General features: G+C 35.2%; 21 protein-coding genes. 5 read left to right on the forward strand and 16 right to left on the reverse strand.

The features are described 5' to 3' along the window. Positions 1-112 precede the first annotated feature (112 nt). The gene (locus K0R77_RS12275) at positions 113-562 is read left to right on the forward strand and encodes a hypothetical protein (protein WP_300352647.1); all 450 of its coding nucleotides are present in this window, start codon (positions 113-115) and stop codon (positions 560-562) included. On the opposite strand, the gene K0R77_RS12280 is transcribed toward K0R77_RS12275, so the two are convergent. From K0R77_RS12280 to tsaD, 3 genes are read right to left on the reverse strand one after another with little or no spacing between them, the layout of a single operon-like run. Further along, positions 559-1254: a 16S rRNA (uracil(1498)-N(3))-methyltransferase gene (locus K0R77_RS12280; protein ID WP_300352650.1), complete on the reverse strand. Its 696-nt coding sequence runs from the start codon at positions 1252-1254 to the stop codon at positions 559-561. The two genes, K0R77_RS12275 and K0R77_RS12280, sit on opposite strands and share 4 nt — an antisense overlap. A gap of 13 nt (positions 1255-1267) precedes the next feature. Next, entirely contained in the window at positions 1268-1678 is a 411-nt protein-coding gene (locus K0R77_RS12285; RefSeq protein ID WP_300352654.1) for a hypothetical protein, read from the reverse strand. Between the two features lie 28 nt (positions 1679-1706). Next, the gene (gene tsaD, locus K0R77_RS12290) at positions 1707-2723 is read right to left on the reverse strand and encodes a tRNA (adenosine(37)-N6)-threonylcarbamoyltransferase complex transferase subunit TsaD (protein ID WP_300352657.1); all 1017 of its coding nucleotides are present in this window, start codon (positions 2721-2723) and stop codon (positions 1707-1709) included. Between the two features lie 4 nt (positions 2724-2727). Here tsaD and K0R77_RS12295 point away from each other — a divergent pair, with 4 nt between their 5' ends. The 3 genes from K0R77_RS12295 to K0R77_RS12305 all read left to right on the forward strand — a co-directional run bounded on the left by K0R77_RS12295 (position 2728) and on the right by K0R77_RS12305 (position 8577). Continuing rightward, positions 2728-7515: a translocation/assembly module TamB gene (locus tag K0R77_RS12295; protein ID WP_300352660.1), complete on the forward strand. Its 4788-nt coding sequence runs from the start codon at positions 2728-2730 to the stop codon at positions 7513-7515. Positions 7516-7648: 133 nt separating this feature from the next. After that, positions 7649-8119, forward strand: coding sequence for an AsnC family transcriptional regulator (locus K0R77_RS12300; RefSeq protein ID WP_047446659.1), 471 nt, complete (start codon positions 7649-7651; stop codon positions 8117-8119). Positions 8120-8187: 68 nt separating this feature from the next. Next, positions 8188-8577 (forward strand): hypothetical protein, encoded by a 390-nt coding sequence (locus tag K0R77_RS12305; protein ID WP_300352666.1) that lies wholly within the window; start codon positions 8188-8190, stop codon positions 8575-8577. A gap of 398 nt (positions 8578-8975) precedes the next feature. Here K0R77_RS12305 and K0R77_RS12310 read toward each other — a convergent pair whose 3' ends face one another. The 7 genes from K0R77_RS12310 to K0R77_RS12340 all read right to left on the reverse strand — a co-directional run bounded on the left by K0R77_RS12310 (position 8976) and on the right by K0R77_RS12340 (position 14292). Then, on the reverse strand, positions 8976-9920 hold the full coding sequence (locus K0R77_RS12310) for a transketolase family protein (RefSeq protein ID WP_300352668.1): 945 nt from the start codon (positions 9918-9920) through the stop codon (positions 8976-8978). 94 nt (positions 9921-10014) lie between these two features. Further along, the gene (locus tag K0R77_RS12315) at positions 10015-10866 is read right to left on the reverse strand and encodes a transketolase (protein WP_300352670.1); all 852 of its coding nucleotides are present in this window, start codon (positions 10864-10866) and stop codon (positions 10015-10017) included. A 132-nt stretch (positions 10867-10998) separates the two neighbouring features. After that, the gene (locus K0R77_RS12320) at positions 10999-12573 is read right to left on the reverse strand and encodes a sodium:solute symporter (protein ID WP_300352673.1); all 1575 of its coding nucleotides are present in this window, start codon (positions 12571-12573) and stop codon (positions 10999-11001) included. Between the two features lie 280 nt (positions 12574-12853). Beyond that, positions 12854-13135, reverse strand: a complete 282-nt coding sequence (locus K0R77_RS12325; protein ID WP_300352676.1) for a GNAT family N-acetyltransferase — start codon at positions 13133-13135, stop codon at positions 12854-12856. A 1-nt stretch (position 13136) separates the two neighbouring features. Continuing rightward, complete coding sequence (locus tag K0R77_RS12330; RefSeq protein WP_300352677.1) at positions 13137-13535, reverse strand: OsmC family protein; 399 nt, start codon at positions 13533-13535, stop codon at positions 13137-13139. Then, positions 13535-13753: a (4Fe-4S)-binding protein gene (locus K0R77_RS12335; RefSeq protein ID WP_300352680.1), complete on the reverse strand. Its 219-nt coding sequence runs from the start codon at positions 13751-13753 to the stop codon at positions 13535-13537. Before K0R77_RS12335 ends, K0R77_RS12330 begins: the two co-directional genes overlap by 1 nt. 5 nt (positions 13754-13758) lie before the next feature. After that, positions 13759-14292 carry an NADPH-dependent FMN reductase gene (locus K0R77_RS12340; RefSeq protein ID WP_300352683.1) on the reverse strand — a complete coding sequence of 178 codons (534 nt, stop codon included), beginning with the start codon at positions 14290-14292 and terminating at the stop codon, positions 13759-13761. Between the two features lie 292 nt (positions 14293-14584). Between K0R77_RS12340 and K0R77_RS12345 the strand changes: the two genes are divergently transcribed. After that, on the forward strand, positions 14585-14983 hold the full coding sequence (locus K0R77_RS12345; RefSeq protein ID WP_300352686.1) for a hypothetical protein: 399 nt from the start codon (positions 14585-14587) through the stop codon (positions 14981-14983). 62 nt (positions 14984-15045) lie between these two features. Here the strand turns inward: K0R77_RS12345 and K0R77_RS12350 are convergent, their stop codons facing one another. The 6 genes from K0R77_RS12350 to asnB form a co-directional block, all read right to left on the reverse strand. Then, positions 15046-15945, reverse strand: coding sequence for a pirin family protein (locus tag K0R77_RS12350; protein ID WP_300352689.1), 900 nt, complete (start codon positions 15943-15945; stop codon positions 15046-15048). Positions 15946-16021: 76 nt separating this feature from the next. Next, positions 16022-16339, reverse strand: coding sequence for an N-acetyltransferase (locus K0R77_RS12355; RefSeq protein WP_300352692.1), 318 nt, complete (start codon positions 16337-16339; stop codon positions 16022-16024). A gap of 145 nt (positions 16340-16484) precedes the next feature. Then, complete coding sequence (locus K0R77_RS12360) at positions 16485-17360, reverse strand: pirin family protein (RefSeq protein WP_300352696.1); 876 nt, start codon at positions 17358-17360, stop codon at positions 16485-16487. A 134-nt stretch (positions 17361-17494) separates the two neighbouring features. Beyond that, entirely contained in the window at positions 17495-18901 is a 1407-nt protein-coding gene (locus K0R77_RS12365) for an MFS transporter (RefSeq protein ID WP_300352698.1), read from the reverse strand. 47 nt (positions 18902-18948) lie between these two features. Then, on the reverse strand, positions 18949-19761 hold the full coding sequence (locus K0R77_RS12370; protein WP_300352701.1) for a hypothetical protein: 813 nt from the start codon (positions 19759-19761) through the stop codon (positions 18949-18951). Between the two features lie 143 nt (positions 19762-19904). Next, entirely contained in the window at positions 19905-21572 is a 1668-nt protein-coding gene (gene asnB / locus K0R77_RS12375; RefSeq protein WP_300352704.1) for an asparagine synthase B, read from the reverse strand. Positions 21573-21694: the final 122 nt, after the last annotated feature.

The raw sequence follows: 21694 nt of genomic DNA on the forward strand, positions 1-21694 counted from the left end.
ATTAAAATTTTAAATCATTATAATGAGATTATTGCCTCTTTTATTTCTGTTTTTTTCAGAATGTTTGTTTTCACAATCGAAAAATGATTCGATATTTTATAATAGAGGAAATATGAAGACCTCTATTTATCCTGCATTTTTGGTAGGATATCATTTTTCCGGCGATGCAAAAGACAATACAGAAACCTGGAAAGCCGGACAAATGCATACAATAGAATTGGCTTATGCTAAGGTTTTCAAGTATGGCGGTCATCACGGCGGTTCAAAAGTTTATTATATTGGAAGTGATTTCAGCCTGAGTAATAAATATGATTTTTTTGTCGCTCCCAAGGTTGGAATCAGTGTTGGAGCAGGATTCACTTTTGGTACTGAAATACAGCTTCAGACAAATTTTGAAAAATTTGTCCCAAGAATAATGCCTTATTTTGGAATTGGCGGTTGGGGTGGTAAGTTTTATATCGGTTACAATTTCAGATTGGCAAAAGCTGAAAGTTTGCCCATCAATACAGGTCATATCGGGATAACATGGCCAATAATTAAAGGAAAAGATAAAAAAGATTAAATCATCTTATTATAATTCCAGGCTGCCACAAAAACTCCCGCAGTTTCTGTTCGTAATCTCTGAATTCCCAATGAAACCGCTTTAATTCCTTTTTCTGCTAAAAACAAAATTTCTTTATCTGAAAAATCACCTTCAGGACCAATCAGAAAAGTGTAGTTTTCCAATTTTGGAATATTATGTAAATTAATTCTTTCTAAATTTTCGTTGCAGTGTGCGACAAAAGTACTTTCTGAATCTATATTTTTAAGAAAATCGGATAGTTTAATTAAATCATTAATTACAGGAAAATGAAATCTCAGACTTTGCTTCGAAGCTGCAATCGCCTGTTTTCTGATCTTATCAATATTCAGGTTTTTACGCTCTGTTTTTTCGGTCTGAAGAATCGTTATTTCAGAAACTCCCATTTCTACGGCCTTTTCAACGAAAAATTCAATGCGGTCAATATTTTTTGTCGGAGCAATCGCAATGTGAAGTCTCGGATTGAAATCTGATGTGTGAGCTTTAATTTCTGAAACTTCAATTCCTGCCTTTTTTCCCTCAATGATCAATGTTCCGGAAGCAAGATTGCCTTTTCCGTCGGTTACATGAATTTCTTCACCATCTTTCATGCGGAGAACTTTTACGATATGTTGTTGTTCTTCGTCGTTGATGATTGCTGTTCCGTTATTTATCTCTCCAAAAAAAAGTTTCATAGAAAATATTGTTTTAAAACGTAATCTCATTATCGCTTAAAAATGCCACTCCGGTTTTTATCGTGGAATAAATATCGCCTTCACAATCTCTGTATGAACAAGCGTAAATCTCTTCAATCCATCTGTTATTCATAAAAATTAAATTCAGATATTCGTTTTTTCTTAAATTATTTTTGATGGATAAATAATCCCCTTCTTTGGGTTCGTAAGGAAAGCTAAATACATTTTCTGAGTTGATTTTTTCTGCAATCTCTTCCTTTACATTTTGAACATATCCAATTTCTGAACTTATCATTATATAATCTTCGTCTTCAGATTTTTCTGTAACTTCATTTTTTCCTGTAATGGTTTCTAAAACCCAATAATATTTTGAGTTCTTTTTAGATTGCGTTCCCAGTACTTTTTCTTCTAATAATATTTTCATCTGTAGATCTTTATTTTAAGTCGTGATTTTATAAATCATATTTTGAGGTTGCAGTTGTTCTTAAATCGGTAAATTCTCCACGTTCAAATTTTAGCTGGGCAACCATCGCTATCATTGCTGCATTATCGGTTGTATATTCAAATTTAGGAATGTAAATGTTCCATCCCAGTTTCTCGTTGTTGTCCTGCATTGCTTTTCGCAAAGCTGAATTGGCAGAAACTCCGCCTGCGATGGCAACTTCTTCTATGTTTAAATCTTTCGCAGCTTTTTCCAATTTATTCATTAAAATTTCAATGATGCATTTTTGTACCGAAGCACAAAGATTATTCATATTTTCTTTAATGAAATCAGGATTCTTCTTCACTTCTTTCTGAATAAAATATAAAACAGAGGTCTTGATTCCGCTGAAAGAGTAGTCGTAATTTTCTAATCTTGGTTTGTTAAATTTAAAAGCATCAGGATTTCCTTCTTTCGCCAATCTGTCGATAATTGGTCCTGCCGGATAATCAAGATCAAAGATTTTTCCGATTTTATCAAATGCCTCACCGGCAGCATCATCGATGGTTTTTCCGATGATTTCCATATCAAAATAATCTTTTACCAAAACGATCATCGTATGTCCTCCACTTACAGTAAGACACAAGAAAGGGAATTTTGGCGGCACAGGATTTGCATCGTCGATGAAATGTGCCAAAATGTGCGCCTGAAGGTGATTGACCTCTATCAAAGGAACGTCTAAACTCATAGCCAGAGACTTAGCAAAAGAAGTTCCCACGAGAAGAGATCCTAAAAGTCCGGGACCGCGGGTAAAGCCTATGGCAGAGATTGCATTTTGTTGTATATTTGCTTTGGTAAAGGATTTTTCTACTACGGGAATAATATTCTGCTGATGAGCTCGTGACGCAAGCTCAGGAACCACGCCTCCATATTCTTTATGGATTTCCTGGTTTGCGGCAATGTTTGAAAGAATAGAATTTCCTTTGATAATGGCTGATGAAGTATCGTCACAAGACGATTCGATACCTAAAATTATAGAGTCACTCATAGTAATGGCAAAGTTAGAGAATAATAACGAAAATGAGCATAAAAAATCAGTAGCTGAAAACTTAGGAGATCAGGTACAAAAGACGGTTGATAATGTTCAGGAGACTGTAAAAGAGGCTTCTGAGCTTGCTTCTGATGCCATAAATCATCCGATAGATACTGCTCAGGAATTTGGTAAACAAGCTGCAAAAGACGTAACCAGCTATTCTTGGTGGGCAAAACTTTTGCTCATTTTTTTCTGGACAGTTCTTGGTATTGTAGCTTTTGTTTTTATTGCAATTAATCTTCCGGTGACCAAAAGATGGGCTGCAGATAAGGCTTTACAGATTGTCAACAGGGATTTTAAAGCAAAAATGTCTACCGAAAGTGTAGAGGTTGATTTCTTCGGTGATGTGACGATTAAAGGTTTAAGAATAAGAGATTATAAAAATTTAGATTTCATTAAAGCTAGAGAGTTCAAAGCTAATTCAGACTGGTTTTCTTTGGCAACCAATATCGGAAAAAACAATTCTTTAAGTTTTAACGGGCTGACTCTGAAAGATGCAGATATAAAAGTCATTACCTATAAAGGCGACAGTATTTCAAATTTCATCCGGTTTACACAGCTTTTTGACAGTGGGAAGAAAAAAGATCCCACAAAACCACCGTTTCAGTTAAACTCAAGATTGGAAATTTTAGATTCAAAAGTTTCTATTGTCAATCAGAATTCTCCCGGAGAGCCCGGGAAATGGTTGACTGCAACCAATGTCAATCTGATTGCCCCCAAATTAAAAGTAAACGGAGCCAACATTAATGCTACGATCAATAATTTCACGTTCACAACCAAAAGATGGGGGAAAGCACATTTTGTGGAAACATTTTCTACAGATTTCTCGATGACGGAAGATTTTCTTTTTCTGAAAGATTTAACTTTAAATACCGATCATTCGCTTCTGCAGGGAGATATTAAATTTAATTTAAACAAAGGTTCTTGGGCAGATTTTACCAATAAAGTAAAATGGGATATGAATCTCAAGCTTGGAAGTCAGTTGAGCGGTTACGATATCTCTTATTTTGTAACCAATTGGGACAATTATGTTCCATTTAATATAAGCGGAAAAATGGCTGGTCCGCTGAATAGGTTTACTTTAGATAATTTCCTGATCAGAAATCCTTCGGTAAATATAGCCACTCAGAAAATGAATATTACCAATTTGCTAAAAGGTAATTTTTTGATTGAAACCAATAATCTTTCAGCAGATTTTACCTATAAAGATCTGAAAGCCATGATGCCGAATTTCATTTCAAAGAAAATTAAAAATTTCGCTGATGACTTTGGGAAATTAAAATATAATGGAGATGTAAAAGTAAATCCTAAACAAGTCTATGTTTCTTCCGGAAATCTGATGACGGGAATCGGACAGGCAAAGATTTCCAATTTTTCATTAACAGATTTCAGTACCACAATGCCTAAGTATAAAGGTTACGCAGAAGTAAAAGATTTAAATACATCGGTCATTACAAAAAGTAAAACGGTTGGTCTGATTTCTGGGAAATTTAATATTGATGGGCAGAGTTTTGATGTCAATACAATGCGCATCAGGACAAAATCTCAGATTTCAAGTCTTGATATCATGAATAAGGAAATCAATAATCTGAATCTGGATGGTTTGCTTGATCACAGAAAATATAATGGTTTAATAACAATTAATGATGAACAGGCAAAAGCAACTATAAAAGGTCTGATTGATTTTAGCACTAAAAGAATTTCTGCAAATATTGATGCAGATGTCACGTATCTGAATATGAATTATTTCACCGACAAACCCGGAAGCCAAATCGTAAGCGGTCAGGTAAATGGAAAAATGTCGATGACGAACGTGAATGATTTAAATCTTGACGTCGTGGCGAATAATATCAGTTTTGCAACTGCTACACAACGTTATCAGATTCCTAATGCTAAGATAAAAACGTTTATAGAGGGTGGAAACCGCGTAATTGATGTAGATGCTCCAGGTGCTGTAAATGGTAAAATTTCAGGTAAATATAATCTTGCTGATTTGGCAGGAATGGTGGAAAATGGGTTAGGTAAAATTTTAGTAGGTCCACCACCAAGAAAACTGTACCGCGGACAAAATTTCACCATGAATTTTGATGTTCAACAAGGCTTGGTAAGTTATTTTATGCCGGATCTGAAACTTCCTCAAGGAGCAACAGTTGAAGGTGAGTATGACGGAAATTCAAATAATTTAATTTTAAATCTTGATGCCGAATCACTGAAATATGTAATGACTAAGAAAGAGGAAATTACGGATGCAGATATGGCTTTGGCGAATGCAAATCCTGATTATAAAATCAATGAAAGAGATGTTATTACGAGAGACAGTGCCTTAGTTGATAGTGTAGTGGTGAGAATTAACACGGCAAATCTTGATCAGCAGCTTTATGCAAAAATCAAAAGAGTAGAGTACAATAAAAATATTCTGAAACACATTCTTCTCACCGGAAAGAATGAGAACAATACAACTTTGAGAATCGCTACAACCTTCAAACATGGAAGTCCTGAAGATGAGCTTGATGATAATCTGAAAAGTTATGCAGTTAATTTTAACCAGTCAACAAATCCGGATGGAGATTATATTTTCAGATTTGAGCCGACTGAAGTTAATTTTAATCATGTGAAATGGACTATTGATACGAGCTCTGAGCTTGATCATTATATAAGCTATCGAAAGAAAACTCAGGATTTTGAGGTGAAGAACCTCAGGATTTATTCAGATAATAGTTCACTCTTAATCAATGAATCCATATTCAAATCTGCCAAAGATTTTTATGTAGATGCTGAAGTTCAGGATTTTGCAATTGAAAAACTTTTGGAAATGCAAGCTGGTGGAAATCCTATGGATATCAAAGGACTGGCCAATGGTAGCGTAAAGATCAAGATGGATAAAAACACTTTGCAGCCTCTTGTGGATCTTACTGTTGACGATATTATGATGAATGGAAATGACATGGGAGATCTTACGATTTCTGCTGTCAATGGCTATTCACTTAATGTTTATGATGTAGACGTAAAAGTGACTTCTGCTGGAGTAATAGGGAATAATAACCTACATTTAACGGGAACGGTCAATAATAACACAGCTTCTCCCACAATTGATTTGACGGCTGAACTTCGTGAATTTGATTTGGCATTTACCCAACAATTTGTACAGACTATTTTTGGAAATTTAAGAGGAAAAGCAACCGGAGATTTAAAAATCAACGGAACTCTGAAAAATTTAGATTACAGTGGAGATATAGGCTTAAAGGAATTTGGTCTGAAACTTCTGTTTACGGGTGTAGATTATTCGTTTGATGATACCGTGATCCCACTTTCAAAAGGTTTGGCGATCCTTAACAATATCGGAGTGCATGATGGAAGATCAAATTCACAGGGAACAATTTCCGGGGCGATACAGTTTGAAACTTTATCCTCAATGGGAGTCAACCTTGTAATGAGAGCTGATAATTTATTGATGCTGAATACTACCCAGAAAGAATATGATCTCTTCTGGGGAAGAATTTACGGGCAAGGTGATTTGTACGTTGACGGTCCCGTTTCAGCCTTAAATTTATCTACACCGAATATGAAAGCTTTGAATGGAAGTACATTTACTTTCAATTCAAGCTCTACTTCAAATGTTGAAGAATTTAAAATGCTGAGATTCCTGAAAGAAGGAAAAGACGGTCTTGTAACATTAGAAGACAAGAAAAAATCAGGAGCTAATATGAATATTGACTTCAGTCTTGATGTTGACAAAGGAACTACAGTAAATGTATTGGTGGGTGATGATGTAGGGAACATTACCGTAAAAGGAATTGCAGATGATCTGAGATTCCAGATGGGAAGACAGGGAAATATCGCTATGAACGGAGCATACATGGTAGAAAGCGGAACTTTTGTTTCTAAAGCGATCCTGAACAGAACGTTCCAGATCCAGAAAAACAGCAGTATACGATGGGACGGTGATGCGATGAAGCCAATGCTTGATATCACAGCAAATTATGTGAGAATGGTTTCGAATGCAGGAGCGTACTTAAATATGGGACAACTTCAGCCGATCAGTATTTTGCTTCAGACCAAAATTACCAACACGCTGACTGATCCGAAAATAGATCTTAATGTTACTGCTTTAGATGTTTCGAGCCAGGTTAAGGAAACTTTGGCGGCAAAAATAAATCAGACTGAAGGCGAAAATGTTTTACAGTTTAGTTCAATACTTCTGCTGAATATGTTTAATGAATCGAGTACGGGTGGGGTAACTTTTAATGCAAGTAATGTAGCAGAATCTTCAGGGTATAACATGATCCTGAAACAGCTTGGATCAGTGCTTAATACAATGAGTAATGAATTTCAGATTGATTTGAATTATGTGAAAGCCGATCAGAATTCTAATATTGGTGATCGTGCAAACGCCGGAGTAAGTTTTGATCTTTCTCCCAGAATTACAGTTAAAACAGGCCTTGGTATTCCTTTAAACAAAACTGATGCTACAGAAACAAATTATCTCTCAGGCGAAGGAACTATAGAGTACGATATTTCTAAAAAGAATGACGGTACATTGCTGTTAAGAGGTTACTCAAAACCAACCAATATAGGAATGGGTGTAGGTACTGTAGGTACAAACGGTTCTGCGAATCAAGCTTATGGGGGCGGTATTGTATGGAGTAGAAGCTTCGATTCTTTCTCAAAAAAGAAGAAAAAAGATAAAAAGCAGGTGCCTGTTAATAATGAAATAAAAACAGATTCCGTAAAATCGAAGGTTAAATAATCTGAATCTTTGAATGATTTTTGTCATATGTGTTAATTATTGTTAATCTTTAATATATTTTTCCTAGTTAATTTATTTTTCTTAATTTTGTAAAAAATTTATCGATTTTTTAGGAAAAATATAATTTCACTATATGAACTATCAACTGGACGAAATAGACAAGAAAATTCTTGATTTCTTAGTAGAAAATACAAGAATGCCTTTTACAGAAATTGCTAAGCAGATGGATGTATCTGCAGGTACAATACACGTAAGGGTGAAGAAAATGGAAGATGCAGGTATTATTTTAGGATCATCTCTTAATTTAGATTATGGTAAGTTAGACTACCATTTTACAGCTTTTATCGGAATCCTTTTAACAAAATCAAACCGCACTCAAGAGGTTTTGAAGGAGTTAGGAACAATTCCAAACGTAGTAGAAGCTAGCGTTATCTCAGGAAAATATAACATTTTCTGTAAAGTAAAAGCTAAAAATACTGAAGATGCGAAAAAGATCATTTATCAGATAGATGATATTCAGGATGTAATGAGAACTGAAAGTATGATTTCTATGGAAGAATTCTTAAGTGACAAAAACAGACTGATCAATGCGATCTCGATTTAATCAAATTTTAGACGATATAAATACCAGAGAACTTATGAAGTAATTCATAAGTTCTTTATTTTTGCATTATGGAAAAGCAATATAAAGAATACAGTTATTTTGATGAAGATCCGAAAAAAGGATGGGGTTTTATTTTGGCTTTAGCTGCTCTGCTATTGTTTACTTTGATGGGAGTCGGGTTAGATTTTGATGAATATTTACAGCATAAAACCCTGAATATTCCTTCCGGATATTTCTACTTTATTTTCTCGATAGATATCTTAATGATTGCAGGAATTGCGCTGATGTATTTTTACAGAAAAATAGGCATCATTCTGTTTCCTTTGATGCTGGTTTTTCACTTTTTTATGCACAACTATTACTTATCCACATTCTTGTATTCTGACGTAACTAATCTGTTCCTTTTCACGGGTTTTGGTATGTTGGCGATTATTCCGAAGTGGAAGTTTTTTAGATAATGAATTTCAAATTTTCTTGAACCATTAAAATTGTATTGAAGCTGTTAAGGATTAAGCTGAGCCTCGATCAAAAGAAAATATTTAAAATGTCAATAGAAACGGGCTTTAGTCCGTTTTTCTTTTTAAGGAAACCATTCGAAATGACTTTAGCTTAAGTTTATAACCGTTCGGTTTTTTAGTTCTAAAATGAAATCACACGTAAATATTGTTCCAGAGGAGCAAAAACGTTCGTAGCAATAAAGAAGTATAAAAATATTGAGCTCCGTAGGAGCGATACATAATATGCAAAGTTGTTAAAGATTAATTAAAATAAAAATTGCTAAATTTTAAATTCAATTAAAGAACAAAAAAAAGCATCCAATTTGGATGCTTTTATAATACATTTCAAATGAAATGTATTATGCTAAAATTCTCTTCACTGCTTCAATTACAGCCGCAGAATCGATTTTATATTTTTTCATTAACTCAGTAGGAGTCGCAGATTCTCCGAACGTATCATTTACTGCTACAAATTCCTGTCTTGTAGGTCTTTTTCTTGCCAACATTCCGGCAATTGATTCACCTAAACCACCTAAATAATTATGCTCTTCAGCAGTAACTATTTTTCCTGTTTTTTCGACTGATTTTAAGATGATTTCTTCGTCAAGAGGTTTAATCGTGTGGATATTGATTACTTCGCAAGAGATTCCTTCTTTTTCAAGCTCTTCAGCTGCAACCAGAGATTCCCAGACAAGGTGGCCCGTAGCAACGATCGTTACGTCAGTTCCTTCCTGTAAAAGAATACCTTTACCGATTTCGAAAGGCATATCTTCAGGAATGAAAACAGGAACTACAGGTCTTCCGAATCTTAAATATACAGGACCTTCAAAGTCAGCAATAGCTAAAGTTGCAGCTTTTGTCTGGTTGTAGTCACAAGGGTTGATAACGGTCATTCCGGGAAGCATTTTCATCATTCCGATGTCTTCCAAAACCTGATGGGTTGCGCCGTCTTCACCCAAAGTAAGACCTGCGTGAGAAGCACAGATTTTAACATTCTTTCCGGAATAAGCGATAGACTGACGTATCTGGTCATAAACTCTTGAAGTAGAAAAGTTAGCGAAAGTTCCCGTAAAAGGAATTTTTCCCGTAATACTCAAACCTGCAGCCAATCCCATCATATTTGCTTCGGCGATACCAACCTGGTAGAATCTTTCAGGAGCTTTTTCGATGAATTTTTCCATTTTTAAAGAACCGATAAGGTCTGCGCAAAGTGCCACCACATTCGGGTTTGTGTCAGCCAATTCTGCCAAACCAGCCCCGAATCCTGAACGTGTATCTTTTTTTTCTGTATATGTATATTTCATGAGGATTTCTAATTTTTATTATAGAATCATGTAACCTTACGGTTTCATTTTTACTAATTATTAATTAAGATTACTTATTACCAATTACTTATAATTAATAATCTGCCGGAGCTTCTAAGTACAATTGTTTAAAAGCCGTATCCAGCTGCTCGTCGTTCGGAGCTTTACCGTGCCAAGCGTGGCTTCCCATCATGTAATCAACGCCATTACCCATTTCTGTATGAAGAATGATTACAACAGGTTTTCCTTTTCCTGTTTCAGTTTTTGCTCTTTCAAGAATTGCAATTACCGCTTCAAGGTCATTTCCGTTTTTTTCTTCCAAAACGATCCATCCGAAAGCTTCTAATTTGGCATGAAGATTTCCTAATGAAAGTACATTTTCTGTGCTTCCGTCAATCTGTTGTCCGTTATAGTCAATTGTTGAAATGATATTATCTACTTTTTTAGCTGCAGCATACATCAATGCTTCCCAAACCTGACCTTCTTGTAATTCTCCGTCACCATGAAGCGTGTATACCAAAGAATCGTCACCGTCTAGTTTTTTACCCTGAGCAACACCAAGAGCAACAGAAAGTCCCTGACCCAAAGATCCTGAAGCAATTCTGATTCCCGGCAAACCTTCGTGAGTGGTTGGGTGACCTTGTAATCTTGAATCTAATTTTCTGAAAGTCTTCAATTCAGCTACCGGAAAGAAATCAAATCTTGCCAGAGTAGAATAGAAAACCGGCGAAATATGTCCGTTTGAAAGGTAGAAGTGATCTTCATTTTTACCTTCCATTGTGAATGGTAAATTATAGTTCATTACCTTACCGTAAAGTGCTGTGAAATACTCTGTACAGCCTAAACTTCCACCAGGATGTCCTGAATTTACAGCGTGAACCATTCTTAAAATGTCTCTTCTGATTTGTGTAGTAAGAGATTTCAGCTCTTCAATACTTTTACTCATTTTATAGGATTTATTTGCACGCAAATCTACAATTTTTTACTGGCTTACGGAAATGCAAAAATCCGGATTTCAAACCCGGATTTTATTTATAAAATTATTTTCGTTGATTCTTGGGTTATTGTAAAGCCAAACTTAAACCAACTTCAAATAATTCTTATTCTTCACCAGCCACAACCCGATAAACGTCAGCAAACCATTTAAAATAATCAGTTCCACACCAATTCTGTAATCGGTGTAAGTTGTTACAAGATAGTTAATTAAATAAGTAAGAACCGGAGCCAAAAGTGTTACTGCAAGAATTGAATATTTCTTTGAAATTTTAAATTTGGTGAAAATTCCGAAGGCAAAAAGCCCTAAAAGCGGTCCATAAGTATAACCCGCAATTTCCATGATCAGATAAACGATCGATTTGTCATTCATCGCTTTAAAGACCATAATCAAAATAAAGAAAACCACAGTAAATGTCAAATGGATCTTCATTCGAAGATGTTTTTTCTGTTTTTCTGTTCTGGTTTTATCTTCATTTAAATTTAATAAATCAACACAGTACGAGCTGGTAACGGCTGTCAATGCTCCATCTGCGGATGGGAATAATGCCGAAATCAACCCGATGATAAAAATAACGGAAATCGTCATTGGAAAATATCCGTTAAGCGATAAAGCAGGGAACAAATCGTCTCCCATGATGTTTTTCACATTTCCTGCAGCATCTTTAAATCCGAAAATGTTTGAAACGACTTCTTTCCCGTCGACAATATTTGTGATTTGTGAATATCCGGCACCGTTCTGCAAAGCAAAAAGATAAAGTAAGCCTCCTAAAAACAGGAATGCAAGATTGACGAAAAGTAAAGTTCCTGCGAAAGTCAGCATGTTTTTCTTAGAATTCTGGAGATTGTCTACAGAGATATTTTTCTGCATCATTTCCTGATCCAGACCAGTCATTGCAATGGTAATGAAAATTCCGCCTAAGATGGTTTTCAGGAAAAATGTTTTGGAATTGGGATCAAAATTAATAAAATGAGTGTAGTTTTTTTCGCCTAAAATAGTATAAGCTTCGCCAAAAGACAGATTTAAATTTGATAAAATATAAACAATACACGCAATCAAACTAATGATCATAAACGAAGTCTGCAAAGTATCGGTAATTACAATTGTTTTTACACCGCCTTCAAAAGTATAGAGAAGTACCATCAGCAAAAGTACCATCGCAGTCAGCCAAAACGGAACGCCTAAACCTTCCAATAGAAATATTTGTAATACATTGACAACAAGATACAATCTCGCAGTTGCGCCGATCGCTCTCGAAACGATAAAAAATACTGAACCAATTTTATGTGCTTCTACGTTAAATCTTTTTCCTAAATAAGTATAAATAGAGGTCAGATTCATCTTATAATAGAGTGGAAGCAGGATTGCCGCAACAATAAAATATCCGATGAAAAACCCGATTACCATCATGTAATATTCAAATCCGCCATAAATATATTCGCTTCCGGTCATTTTCCCGACAGTTCCGGGAACGGAAATGAAAGTAACTCCGCTTAAGCTGGTTCCGATCATACCGAAAGCAACAAGCCACCATTTACTTTTTTTGTTACCGATGAAAAACGATTGGTTGTCAGAATTCCGGCTCGTAAAATATGAGATCACCAAAAGACCGACGAAGTAAACAAAAACAAACAGCAAAAGGACAGTTCCTGTATTCATTCTGAAATTTTAAATTTCAGCAAATATAGTTTTTTTTGGAAAGAGGGAAGAAAGAAGTTGGGGATTGAGGAATTACCTTTGATTTTCAAATCTATTTATCAGATTTAAATCTATATTATTTTTTATTCTAACTGATCTTGCAACTTCAAATCAACAATAAATCAGCTCAAGCTATGAGATAAATAATTTTAATAAATTATATTCTATATTGTACGAAAAAAAAACCTCTCAGCATTTGAAAGCCGAAAGGTTTTTATGTCAAAATTTTATTTTAATTTAATTAAAGAACATCCTGCAAATCCTCATTTTTTTGAAATGTCGCCTTAGCAAACGGACAAAGCGGGATGATTTTCTTACTGTTTTCTCTGGCAAATTCTACAGCTTTGACCAGCATTTCTTTTCCAACGCCTTTTCCGTTATATTCTTCTTCTACCTCAGTGTGGTCGATGATGAATCTTTCTTCACCTGCCCAAGTATAGGTCATTAATCCTGCTTTTTTTCCGTCTATTAAAGCTTCAAAGCTTCCGTGTTTTTCGTCGTTGTTTTGTTTTACTTCTATCATATTATGAAAATTTGGTTTGAATTTCTATTTGGTTGGTTAAAATTTTGTGTACCGGACAGGCATCTGCAATTGCGTGAAGTCTTTTCAGTTGATCTTCATTTAAACCCTGCCCTTCAAAACTAATATTTCTTTTAAAAACTGCCAATTTTGTGAGTGGGAAATTTTCAAGTTCTACCTCTACGTCAATTCTTTCTACGTCCCATTCTTTTCTTTCAATATACATTCGCAGCGTTGCAGCAGTACAGCTTGCCAGAGAAGTTGCCAGGATTTCAAAAGGATTAAATCCTTCATTTTTTCCGCCTTTATCAATGGGTTCGTCGGTGATCAGCTTATTGTCACCTGCAACGACTTCTGTATAATATTTTGTTTTACCTAAACTCGCTTTTACAGTTACAGCCATTATTTTTCAGTTTTTAATTCGTAAGTTAATGCACCGGAAGGGCATTGGTTGATCTGATTTTTTAGTTCATCAGAAGTTGCGTTTTCTGCCTTGATCCAAGGTCGTGCCTTCGGATCATAAACATTTGGAAGCATTTTTACACAAATTCCGGCGTGAATACACTTTTGAGGCTGCCATATTACATTAATGTTGCCATTAGAATATTTATGTGTTTCCATAATCTTTAAGATTTAGTCTGATTTTTAAAACTTTCAATTTTTTTATTTAATTCTTTCAGCATTTCCGGATTGATCACACCGCTTTCCAAATCGAAGTTTTCGTAAAATTTAGATAAGGAAAAAGTTTCTTTTACATCAGCCGCAAATTGCGGGAAGAACGTTTTCGCAGTATTCATTACGTTTCCGCCACCGTAACCACCAGGAGAAGTGCTCATTAAAAGCATCGGTTTGTTCTGGAAAACTTTTACATTGATTCTTGAAGCCCAGTCGAAAATATTTTTAAAAGCTGCACTGTACGATCTGTTGTGTTCGGCGAGAGAGCAGATAATCACATCACATTCTTCAATTTGCTTCAAAAAATGATGTGCTTCGTCGGGAAAACCTTTTTTTTCCAGATCAACTGAGAAAACAGGCATTGAAAAATCATTAAGGTCAATAAAATTGATTTCGTTTTCCTGAAAACTTTTCAGAACAAATTTTACTAATTCTCTGTTGATGGATGTGGAGGATGTACTTCCGGCAAATGCTAATATTTTCATTGTTATTTTTTTATAAAACTAATCAAAATTTAATTTAAAATAAGGACATTACATAAAACTGTACTCAAATATATAAAGAGTTTGGGTAGCTGATTATTATTCAATTAAGTTTAATTTAATGATACAGTCATTATTGCTCCTATTTTGTAAAGATTTGTTATTATGGAATAATTGCTTTATTGATTTATTATGCTATGCTTAGTTTTGTTGAATAATTTTATGTTAAATATATTTTTGTTTAAATTATTCATAAATTAAATTATATTTGTAATACAGATAAAATCAAATATTTATGAAAAAAACTATCCTCATGTTGGGTGCTGTTGTGCTAATCTGCATTACAGCATGCAAAAAAGAAGAAGCCTCAAAAACTGAGAGCCCGAAAACAGAAAATTCTGTTGCGTCGGAAGAAAAAGTTTCGAACGGATCTGGTGTTACTGTTGATGGAGTACAAGTCCCAAAATTCAGTAACCCGGAAGTTCAGCAGTTTGCAAGTGAATACGCAACAATGGTTTCTGAAATGTCTGCAGCTTCAAAAGCCGGAGATGTAGCAAGAAGCCAGGAACTTACTGCAAAATCACAGGAATGGACTGCACAACACGCTTCCTGGTCGTCTAAAATGACCCCTGAAGATTCTAAACTTTGGACAGATTTTATTACGAAACTTTCTGAAGCTCAAAGAGAGAATTAATCTTTTAATTTTTTTTCAAAAAAGGTAAGCCACTTGTACAAAAAGTGGCTTTACTTTTTGTTTTATTTTCGGTTTAAAATTGCTTTCGGAAGCGGAACAAATTCATTCTCATCTCCCGGAACTAATGGGAAAGCTTCGTGATTCTGGTCATTCCAGTTTACTTTTGCCTGATCAATCAGTTCTTTATCTGAATTCACAAAATTCCAGAAAATGAAACGTTCTTCATCAAAAGGTTCGCCTCCGAAAAGGTAAACAGTCGCATTTTCGCTCATTTCAAACTCACAAAGTTGAGTATTTTTGGCGATCAGCAATTGTTTTGATCCGTAATTATTATCTTCAATATTTACGGTTCCGTCAAGAACATACATTGCAGCTTCTCCATAAAGATCTTGTCCGATGCTTATTTTCTGAGCCGTTTTAGTTTTAATTTCAATAAAAAATAATTTGCTGTGAACCGGAACCGGAGATTTTCTTCCGAAGGCTTCACCTGCGATTAATTTATACTGAACTCCGTTTTCTTCCCAAACCGGAAGTTCATCTGCTTCGATGTGGCTAAAAGTCGGCTCGCTTTGCTCTAAATGTTTCGGAAGTCCTACCCAGATTTGAAATCCGTGAAGTCTTTTGTCGGTTTCTCTCAAATATTCCGGAGTTCTTTCCGAGTGTACAACGCCTTTTCCGGCAGTCATCCAGTTGACTGCGCCAGGTTTTATTTCAAGTGCGCTTCCGATACTGTCTCTGTGGAAAATAGAACCTTCCAATAGATAAGTTAAAGTTGAAAGTCCGATATGCGGATGTGGCGGAACGTCTAAATTTTGATAATTTTTCAGTTCTGCTGGTCCCATGTGATCGATAAATACGAAAGGTCCGACTGCTCTTTTTTCACGGAAAGGCAAAAGTCTCCCCACCAAAAAATTTCCTATATCTGCTGATTTTTCTTCTATAATAAGTCCGATGTTTGACATGATAGATTTGGTTTTTGTTTTTCAGATAAGCTAATGTAATCAAATATTTCCAATGCTGATGCTTGTTTGCGTAAATTTAAAGTTTGTCATACCCTTCAAATCTCTCGTCAACAATACGTTTCCATTCCGGATGTTTTCTGATAAAAGCGAAAACATAAGGACAGAAAGGAAGAAGTTTTTTTCCGCTTTCTTCGATATAAATCAAAGTCTTTTCAACTACGGCTGCAGCAGCTCCGGTTCCTGCTAATTCAGGTTCGGCTTCTGTGTGAATGAGAGCAATTTGCTGACTTGTTTCTTTACAGTCGATAAATGCAAAATGACCATTGTATTCTATTTCGAATCTCTTTTTTTCTTCGTTTTTTACTAACGGGATGTTTTCAAATTCTGGTTTCATGATTTTTTATATTTTATGTTTGTGAATTAAATTTTCATACTTAAGCGTTTAGTTTGTCATCCTGGAAGGATCTCAATGTTGATGATAACTCTGAATTTAGATTCCTATGGAATGACAAACATACTTCTAAATTAATGGCTATGTTTTAATCTTCCAGATACCCGAATTTTCCGGTATTGAAATCTTCAAAAGCCTGCATGATTTCTTCTCTGGAATTCATTACAAATGGCCCGTGAGGAAAGATTAGTTCATTGATCGGCTCTCCGCTGATGATTAATATAATGGAATCTTCTGTTGCTTCAATAGTAAAACTTTCGCCTTCATTTTTAAATAAAACAAAATTGTTGGTTGGAACTTTTTCTTCACCATTTACAATGATGTTTCCTTCAATAACTAATGCAGCAGTATTAAAATTTGCCGGGAAATTAAAGTTTGCTTTTCCGCCTGATTTTAATTTTGCATTCATCAGATTGACCGGACTGAATGTAAATGCAGTACCTTTATTTCCTTCAAATTCTCCGGCAATAATTTCAATGAATCCGTTTTCACCTAAATCTGCTTTCTTCATTTCTGAATTTGAAATCGCCTGATATTTCGGTTTGCTCATTTTATCTTTTGCAGGAAGATTTACCCAAAGCTGAACCATCTGGAAGATTCCGCCTTGTTTAGACCATTCTTTCTCGTGATATTCTTTGTGAAGCACGCCACTTGCTGCGGTCATCCATTGTACATCACCTTCACCGATGATTCCGCCACCACCTGCGCTGTCATGATGTTCCACTTTTCCCTGATAGGCGATTGTTACGGTTTCAAAACCTCTGTGCGGATGAACACCGACACCTTTTGGGGTTTCGGAAGGATTAAAATGAAATTTAGAATTATAATCCAGCATAATGAAAGGATCCATTCTTTTCATATCGAGCTTCTGAACACTCGGAATAAAATTATGCACCCTAAAACCGTCACCTACAAAATGCGCAGGTTTTGGTGGAATTACGATTTCTACTTTTTTAGTTGTCATAATATGTTTGTTTTAATTTTAAACAAAATTAGAACAGTGAGACTAAAATTACATTGATGTGTGGTAAGTAGTGAATTTTTTGAGTTTGAATTGTAAAATGGGAGGGTTTGAGTGTTTTGGAGTTGGATGAATTTTTATTCTTCAGATGATCGCATGTTTCTGCCATCAAAGGTGTGGAGTCTTCTGAAAACTAAACTTGATAAAATCGTTAAAATTCCTACTGTAAGAAATGTATATCGGAATGCATTGTGAGTTTCATGTCGGATAAGTTCAGGGCTATTTTCGTAAATTTTAAGAACAATTAAACCGAATGCGATTCCGAATCCGATCGCTAACTGCTGATTCACAGAGATTAAAGAATTTCCGCTACTGGTCTGGAAATTCCGTAAATCTGCAATAGAAATCGTATTCATTGAAGTGAATTGGATCGAGTTGAAAAATCCTAAAATGGCAATGATTGGAATAAACCAAAACAAAGATGAGTGAATATCCGGAATGGCTAGACAGCAAATTAAAATGCCGATGATGAATGTATTGACCATTAAAGTTCTTTTATAGCCGTACTTATTTAAAATTTTAAGGACTGAAGATTTTCCAAACATTGCTGTGAGGGCCATCGGAGCAATAATCCAACCAGAAGTGACTGCCGATTGACCGTATGCAATCTGAATCATCAGAGGAAGCAAGAGTGGAACCGAACTGATTCCTAGCCTTGTTGCAAGATTGCCTACAATTCCCACCCTAAAAGTACGAACCTGAAATAAATTTAATGGGAAAATAGGATTTTCACCTTTTTTTGCATGTCGGTAATAATAATACAGGAACAAAAATCCCAAAATAAAAACTAATAAAACCGGCGTGATATTCTGCATATCTCCGAATAGTTCAAGTGAAATTGAAAGCAGGAGAGAGGCTGCCGCAAAAATCATAAAACCTTTAAGGTCAAAGTCGGTTTCCCGTGAATTGTAATTGGGCATATATTTTAAACCTAAAATAATTCCTAATAATCCAATCGGAATGTTAATCAGGAAAATCCAGTGCCATGAAAGATAATCAACCATATAACCTCCGACCAAAGGACCTAAAACCGGTCCGATCAAAGCTGGAATGATGGCGAAATTCATTGCTTTCAGCAATTCGTTTCTTTCAAATGTTTTGATTAAAGCCAATTTTCCAACAGGTGTCATCAGACTTCCGCCAACTCCTTGAATTACTCTTGAGATTACCAAATGGGTAAGATTTTGAGAAAGTGCACAAAATACCGAGCCTAAACTAAAAAGTACAAGAGCAAAAATAAAAACTCTTCTGGTTCCAAAACGGTCTGCCAAAAATCCGCTTGCGGGCATGAAGACAGCCAATGTCAAAACATAGCTGATAATTGCATTCTGCATATTCAGCGGAGATTCCTTTAAATCTCTTGCAATAGAAGGTAGTGAAGTATTCAGGATGGTGGAATCGAGCATCTGCATAAAGATTGCAGTCGCCAGAATCAGTGGAAGAACTTTTTTTACGGTTTGTCTTGTAGAGATTTTTGTAGGCATTGTATAAAAATAAAAAAGTCCTGTGACATTTCACAGGACTTTCTTATTTATTTTCTTGGCTTTTCTACTCCGATCCACGCTTCGCCTTCTCTTTTTACCTGACTTAGTGTGAATGTTTCAAAATCATCCGTTTTGTATTCGATGTTGTCTACGTTTCGCTCAAATGGCATGATGTAGAAGAAATCTTTGTCTGTTTTATCAGCTTTAGTTCCTTTTTTCACAGTCGGCATATACTTTTTCTCGAATTTGTATTTTGGCAAATATTGTTTCAGAGAAGCGTAAAACTTCTTGTCTTTCTCGCTTGGAATGATATCTACAATTTTGAACTCATCTTTTTTCTTGTCAACCCAAAGATAATAGTTGGTTTCTTCCATTGTCTTTTTGTTTAAAGAAGCAAAACCGAAAAATTCTTTTGGTACCAGTTCTTTAATTTTTTCAGCATCTACTTTAGTGAAATATTCACCTTGAGAAGGATCTACATAAGTTTCCAAATTGTACAGTAATACCTGGTTGTTTTGGAAGTTTTTGTTTTTAAAATATTGATCCAGAGATAATTCTGCTGTTTTTCTTAATTCTTTACCTCTGTCATCCAATTTTTTTGTAGGATTTTGCGGGTTTACTTTTTTTACAAAGTTGTAAAGAACTACAGGCTTTATATCCTTCAGGTGAGGAAATGTTTTTAATTGTTCAGCTTTTACTAACCAATAATATTGCTGATAGTAATCATCTTTCTCAGCAGGTTTTACACTTTTATAGGTAAGAGCCAGCTTTTTAGAATTAAGATATTTTCCATATTTACCTTGTCCAAAAGCGAAGCTTACAGATAGTAAAGCAAATAAAATAGTAATGTTTCTTTTCATTTTACAGCAAAGATTTTTTTAATTTTTCAAATATAATTATTTATTAGATAATAAGTTTAATAGTTAGTTAAATTATCCAAATATTATTGATTTTATTCAAGAAAAAATCCTGTACGAATACAGGATTGATAAATTTATTGATTTTAATAAGACGTTCCGTGTACTTTTACGGCTCTTCCGCTTGGGTCATTCATTTTTTTAAAAGCTTCATCCCATTCTAATGCGATAGGAGTAGAACAAGCTACAGAAGGTACAGAAGGTACGGTTTCAGCTGCAGTTTCACTTGGGAAATGCTCTTCGAAAATCGTCCGATAACGATATTCTTCCTTATTTTGAGGTGTGTTTAGAGGAAATCTGAATTTTGCATTCGTCATCATTTCATCAGTTACGTATTTTTCTGCGATGTCTTTCAGTGTGTCAATCCATGAATATCCGACTCCGTCAGAGAACTGTTCTTTCTGTCTCCATGCAATAGATTCTGGTAAAAGATCTTCAAAAGCTTTTCTCAAAACCCATTTTTCGATTTTTCCTTCTTCTTTGCTGATCATTTTATCCTGTGGATTTACGTTCATGGCAACATCCATAAATTCTTTATCCAAAAACGGAACTCTGCCTTCAATTCCCCAACTCATCAATGCTTTGTTGGCTCTTAAACAATCGTAAAGATGAAGTTTCCCAAGTTTTCTTACCGTTTCATCATGAAATTCTTTTGCATTCGGAGCTTTATGGAAATATAAATATCCACCGAACAATTCATCTGCACCTTCACCTGAAAGGACCATTTTTATTCCCATCGATTTAATCACTCTTGCCAAAAGATACATCGGTGTGGAAGCTCTGATTGTCGTAACATCATAAGTTTCCAGGTGATAAATTACATCACGGATTGCATCTAAACCTTCCTGAACGGTAAAATTAACTTCATGATGAACCGATCCGATATGTTCCGCTGCTTTTTTTGCTGCCGCCAAATCTGGAGAACCCTCTAAGCCAACTGCAAAACTGTGCAATCTCGGATACCAAGCTTCCTGAGTGTCGCCACTTTCAATTCTCTGTCTCGCGTATTTTGCAGTAACTGCAGAAATTATCGATGAATCTAACCCACCTGAAAGCAAAACTCCATAAGGAACATCACTCATCAATTGTCTGTGGACCGCCTCTTCCAATCCTTTTCTGATCGCCTGAATATCTGTAACGTTATCTTTTACTGCATCAAAACTTTCCCAGTCTCTTTTGTACCATTGCTGAAGCTCCGTTCCCTCAATGTTGTACACATAATGTCCCGGAAGGAAAGTGTCAATTTTTTTACAGACTCCTTCCAAAGCTTTTAGTTCAGATGCGATATAATAGTTTCCGTTTTTGTCCCAACCTTGATATAAAGGACAAATTCCCATATGATCACGGGCAATCAGATAAACGTTGTTTTCGATGTCGTATAGGGCAAAGGCGAAAATTCCATTTAATTTTTCGATGAAATCTTTTCCGTATTTTTGATACAAGGCTAAAATAACTTCGCAGTCAGATTTGGTTTGAAACTCATAATCCGGAAATTCTTCTTTTAGCTCACGGTGATTATAGATTTCTCCGTTTACGGCTAAAACAATTTTTCCGTCTTTAGAAAATAGAGGTTGTTTTCCGGAAGTAGGATCTACGATGGCAAGTCTTTCGTGAGAAAATAAAACTTTCTCATTTTGAAAAACACCACTCCAGTCCGGTCCACGATGACGGATCTTTTTAGACATTTCCAAGACTTGAGGTCTTAATATTTCAGTTTGTTGTTTGGCATCAAACAAGCATACGATTCCACACATGTTATTTTTATTTGAAGCAAAAGTAAACTATATGTACAAATTTTAAAATAAAAATTTAATTAAAGTTTATATTTTAAATTAAATAGCATTAATTGGTTTAAAATGTTATTTGTGTGTTGGTT

The organism is Chryseobacterium sp., assembly GCF_029240215.1.
GTDB lineage: Bacteria > Bacteroidota > Bacteroidia > Flavobacteriales > Weeksellaceae > Chryseobacterium.

Bases quoted from the DNA above. Each gene is read 5' to 3' on its own strand.
- K0R77_RS12275 (WP_300352647.1), top strand. From the start codon at position 113: ATGAAGACCTCTATTTATCCTGCATTTTTGGTAGGATATCATTTTTCC.
- K0R77_RS12280 (WP_300352650.1), bottom strand. From the start codon at position 1,254: ATGAAACTTTTTTTTGGAGAGATAAATAACGGAACAGCAATCATCAAC.
- K0R77_RS12285 (WP_300352654.1), bottom strand. From the start codon at position 1,678: ATGAAAATATTATTAGAAGAAAAAGTACTGGGAACGCAATCTAAAAAG.
- tsaD (WP_300352657.1), bottom strand. From the start codon at position 2,723: ATGAGTGACTCTATAATTTTAGGTATCGAATCGTCTTGTGACGATACT.
- K0R77_RS12295 (WP_300352660.1), top strand. From the start codon at position 2,728: ATGGCAAAGTTAGAGAATAATAACGAAAATGAGCATAAAAAATCAGTA.
- K0R77_RS12300 (WP_047446659.1), top strand. From the start codon at position 7,649: ATGAACTATCAACTGGACGAAATAGACAAGAAAATTCTTGATTTCTTA.
- K0R77_RS12305 (WP_300352666.1), top strand. From the start codon at position 8,188: ATGGAAAAGCAATATAAAGAATACAGTTATTTTGATGAAGATCCGAAA.
- K0R77_RS12310 (WP_300352668.1), bottom strand. From the start codon at position 9,920: ATGAAATATACATATACAGAAAAAAAAGATACACGTTCAGGATTCGGG.
- K0R77_RS12315 (WP_300352670.1), bottom strand. From the start codon at position 10,866: ATGAGTAAAAGTATTGAAGAGCTGAAATCTCTTACTACACAAATCAGA.
- K0R77_RS12320 (WP_300352673.1), bottom strand. From the start codon at position 12,573: ATGAATACAGGAACTGTCCTTTTGCTGTTTGTTTTTGTTTACTTCGTC.
- K0R77_RS12325 (WP_300352676.1), bottom strand. From the start codon at position 13,135: ATGATAGAAGTAAAACAAAACAACGACGAAAAACACGGAAGCTTTGAA.
- K0R77_RS12330 (WP_300352677.1), bottom strand. From the start codon at position 13,535: ATGGCTGTAACTGTAAAAGCGAGTTTAGGTAAAACAAAATATTATACA.
- K0R77_RS12335 (WP_300352680.1), bottom strand. From the start codon at position 13,753: ATGGAAACACATAAATATTCTAATGGCAACATTAATGTAATATGGCAG.
- K0R77_RS12340 (WP_300352683.1), bottom strand. From the start codon at position 14,292: ATGAAAATATTAGCATTTGCCGGAAGTACATCCTCCACATCCATCAAC.
- K0R77_RS12345 (WP_300352686.1), top strand. From the start codon at position 14,585: ATGAAAAAAACTATCCTCATGTTGGGTGCTGTTGTGCTAATCTGCATT.
- K0R77_RS12350 (WP_300352689.1), bottom strand. From the start codon at position 15,945: ATGTCAAACATCGGACTTATTATAGAAGAAAAATCAGCAGATATAGGA.
- K0R77_RS12355 (WP_300352692.1), bottom strand. From the start codon at position 16,339: ATGAAACCAGAATTTGAAAACATCCCGTTAGTAAAAAACGAAGAAAAA.
- K0R77_RS12360 (WP_300352696.1), bottom strand. From the start codon at position 17,360: ATGACAACTAAAAAAGTAGAAATCGTAATTCCACCAAAACCTGCGCAT.
- K0R77_RS12365 (WP_300352698.1), bottom strand. From the start codon at position 18,901: ATGCCTACAAAAATCTCTACAAGACAAACCGTAAAAAAAGTTCTTCCA.
- K0R77_RS12370 (WP_300352701.1), bottom strand. From the start codon at position 19,761: ATGAAAAGAAACATTACTATTTTATTTGCTTTACTATCTGTAAGCTTC.
- asnB (WP_300352704.1), bottom strand. From the start codon at position 21,572: ATGTGTGGAATCGTATGCTTGTTTGATGCCAAACAACAAACTGAAATA.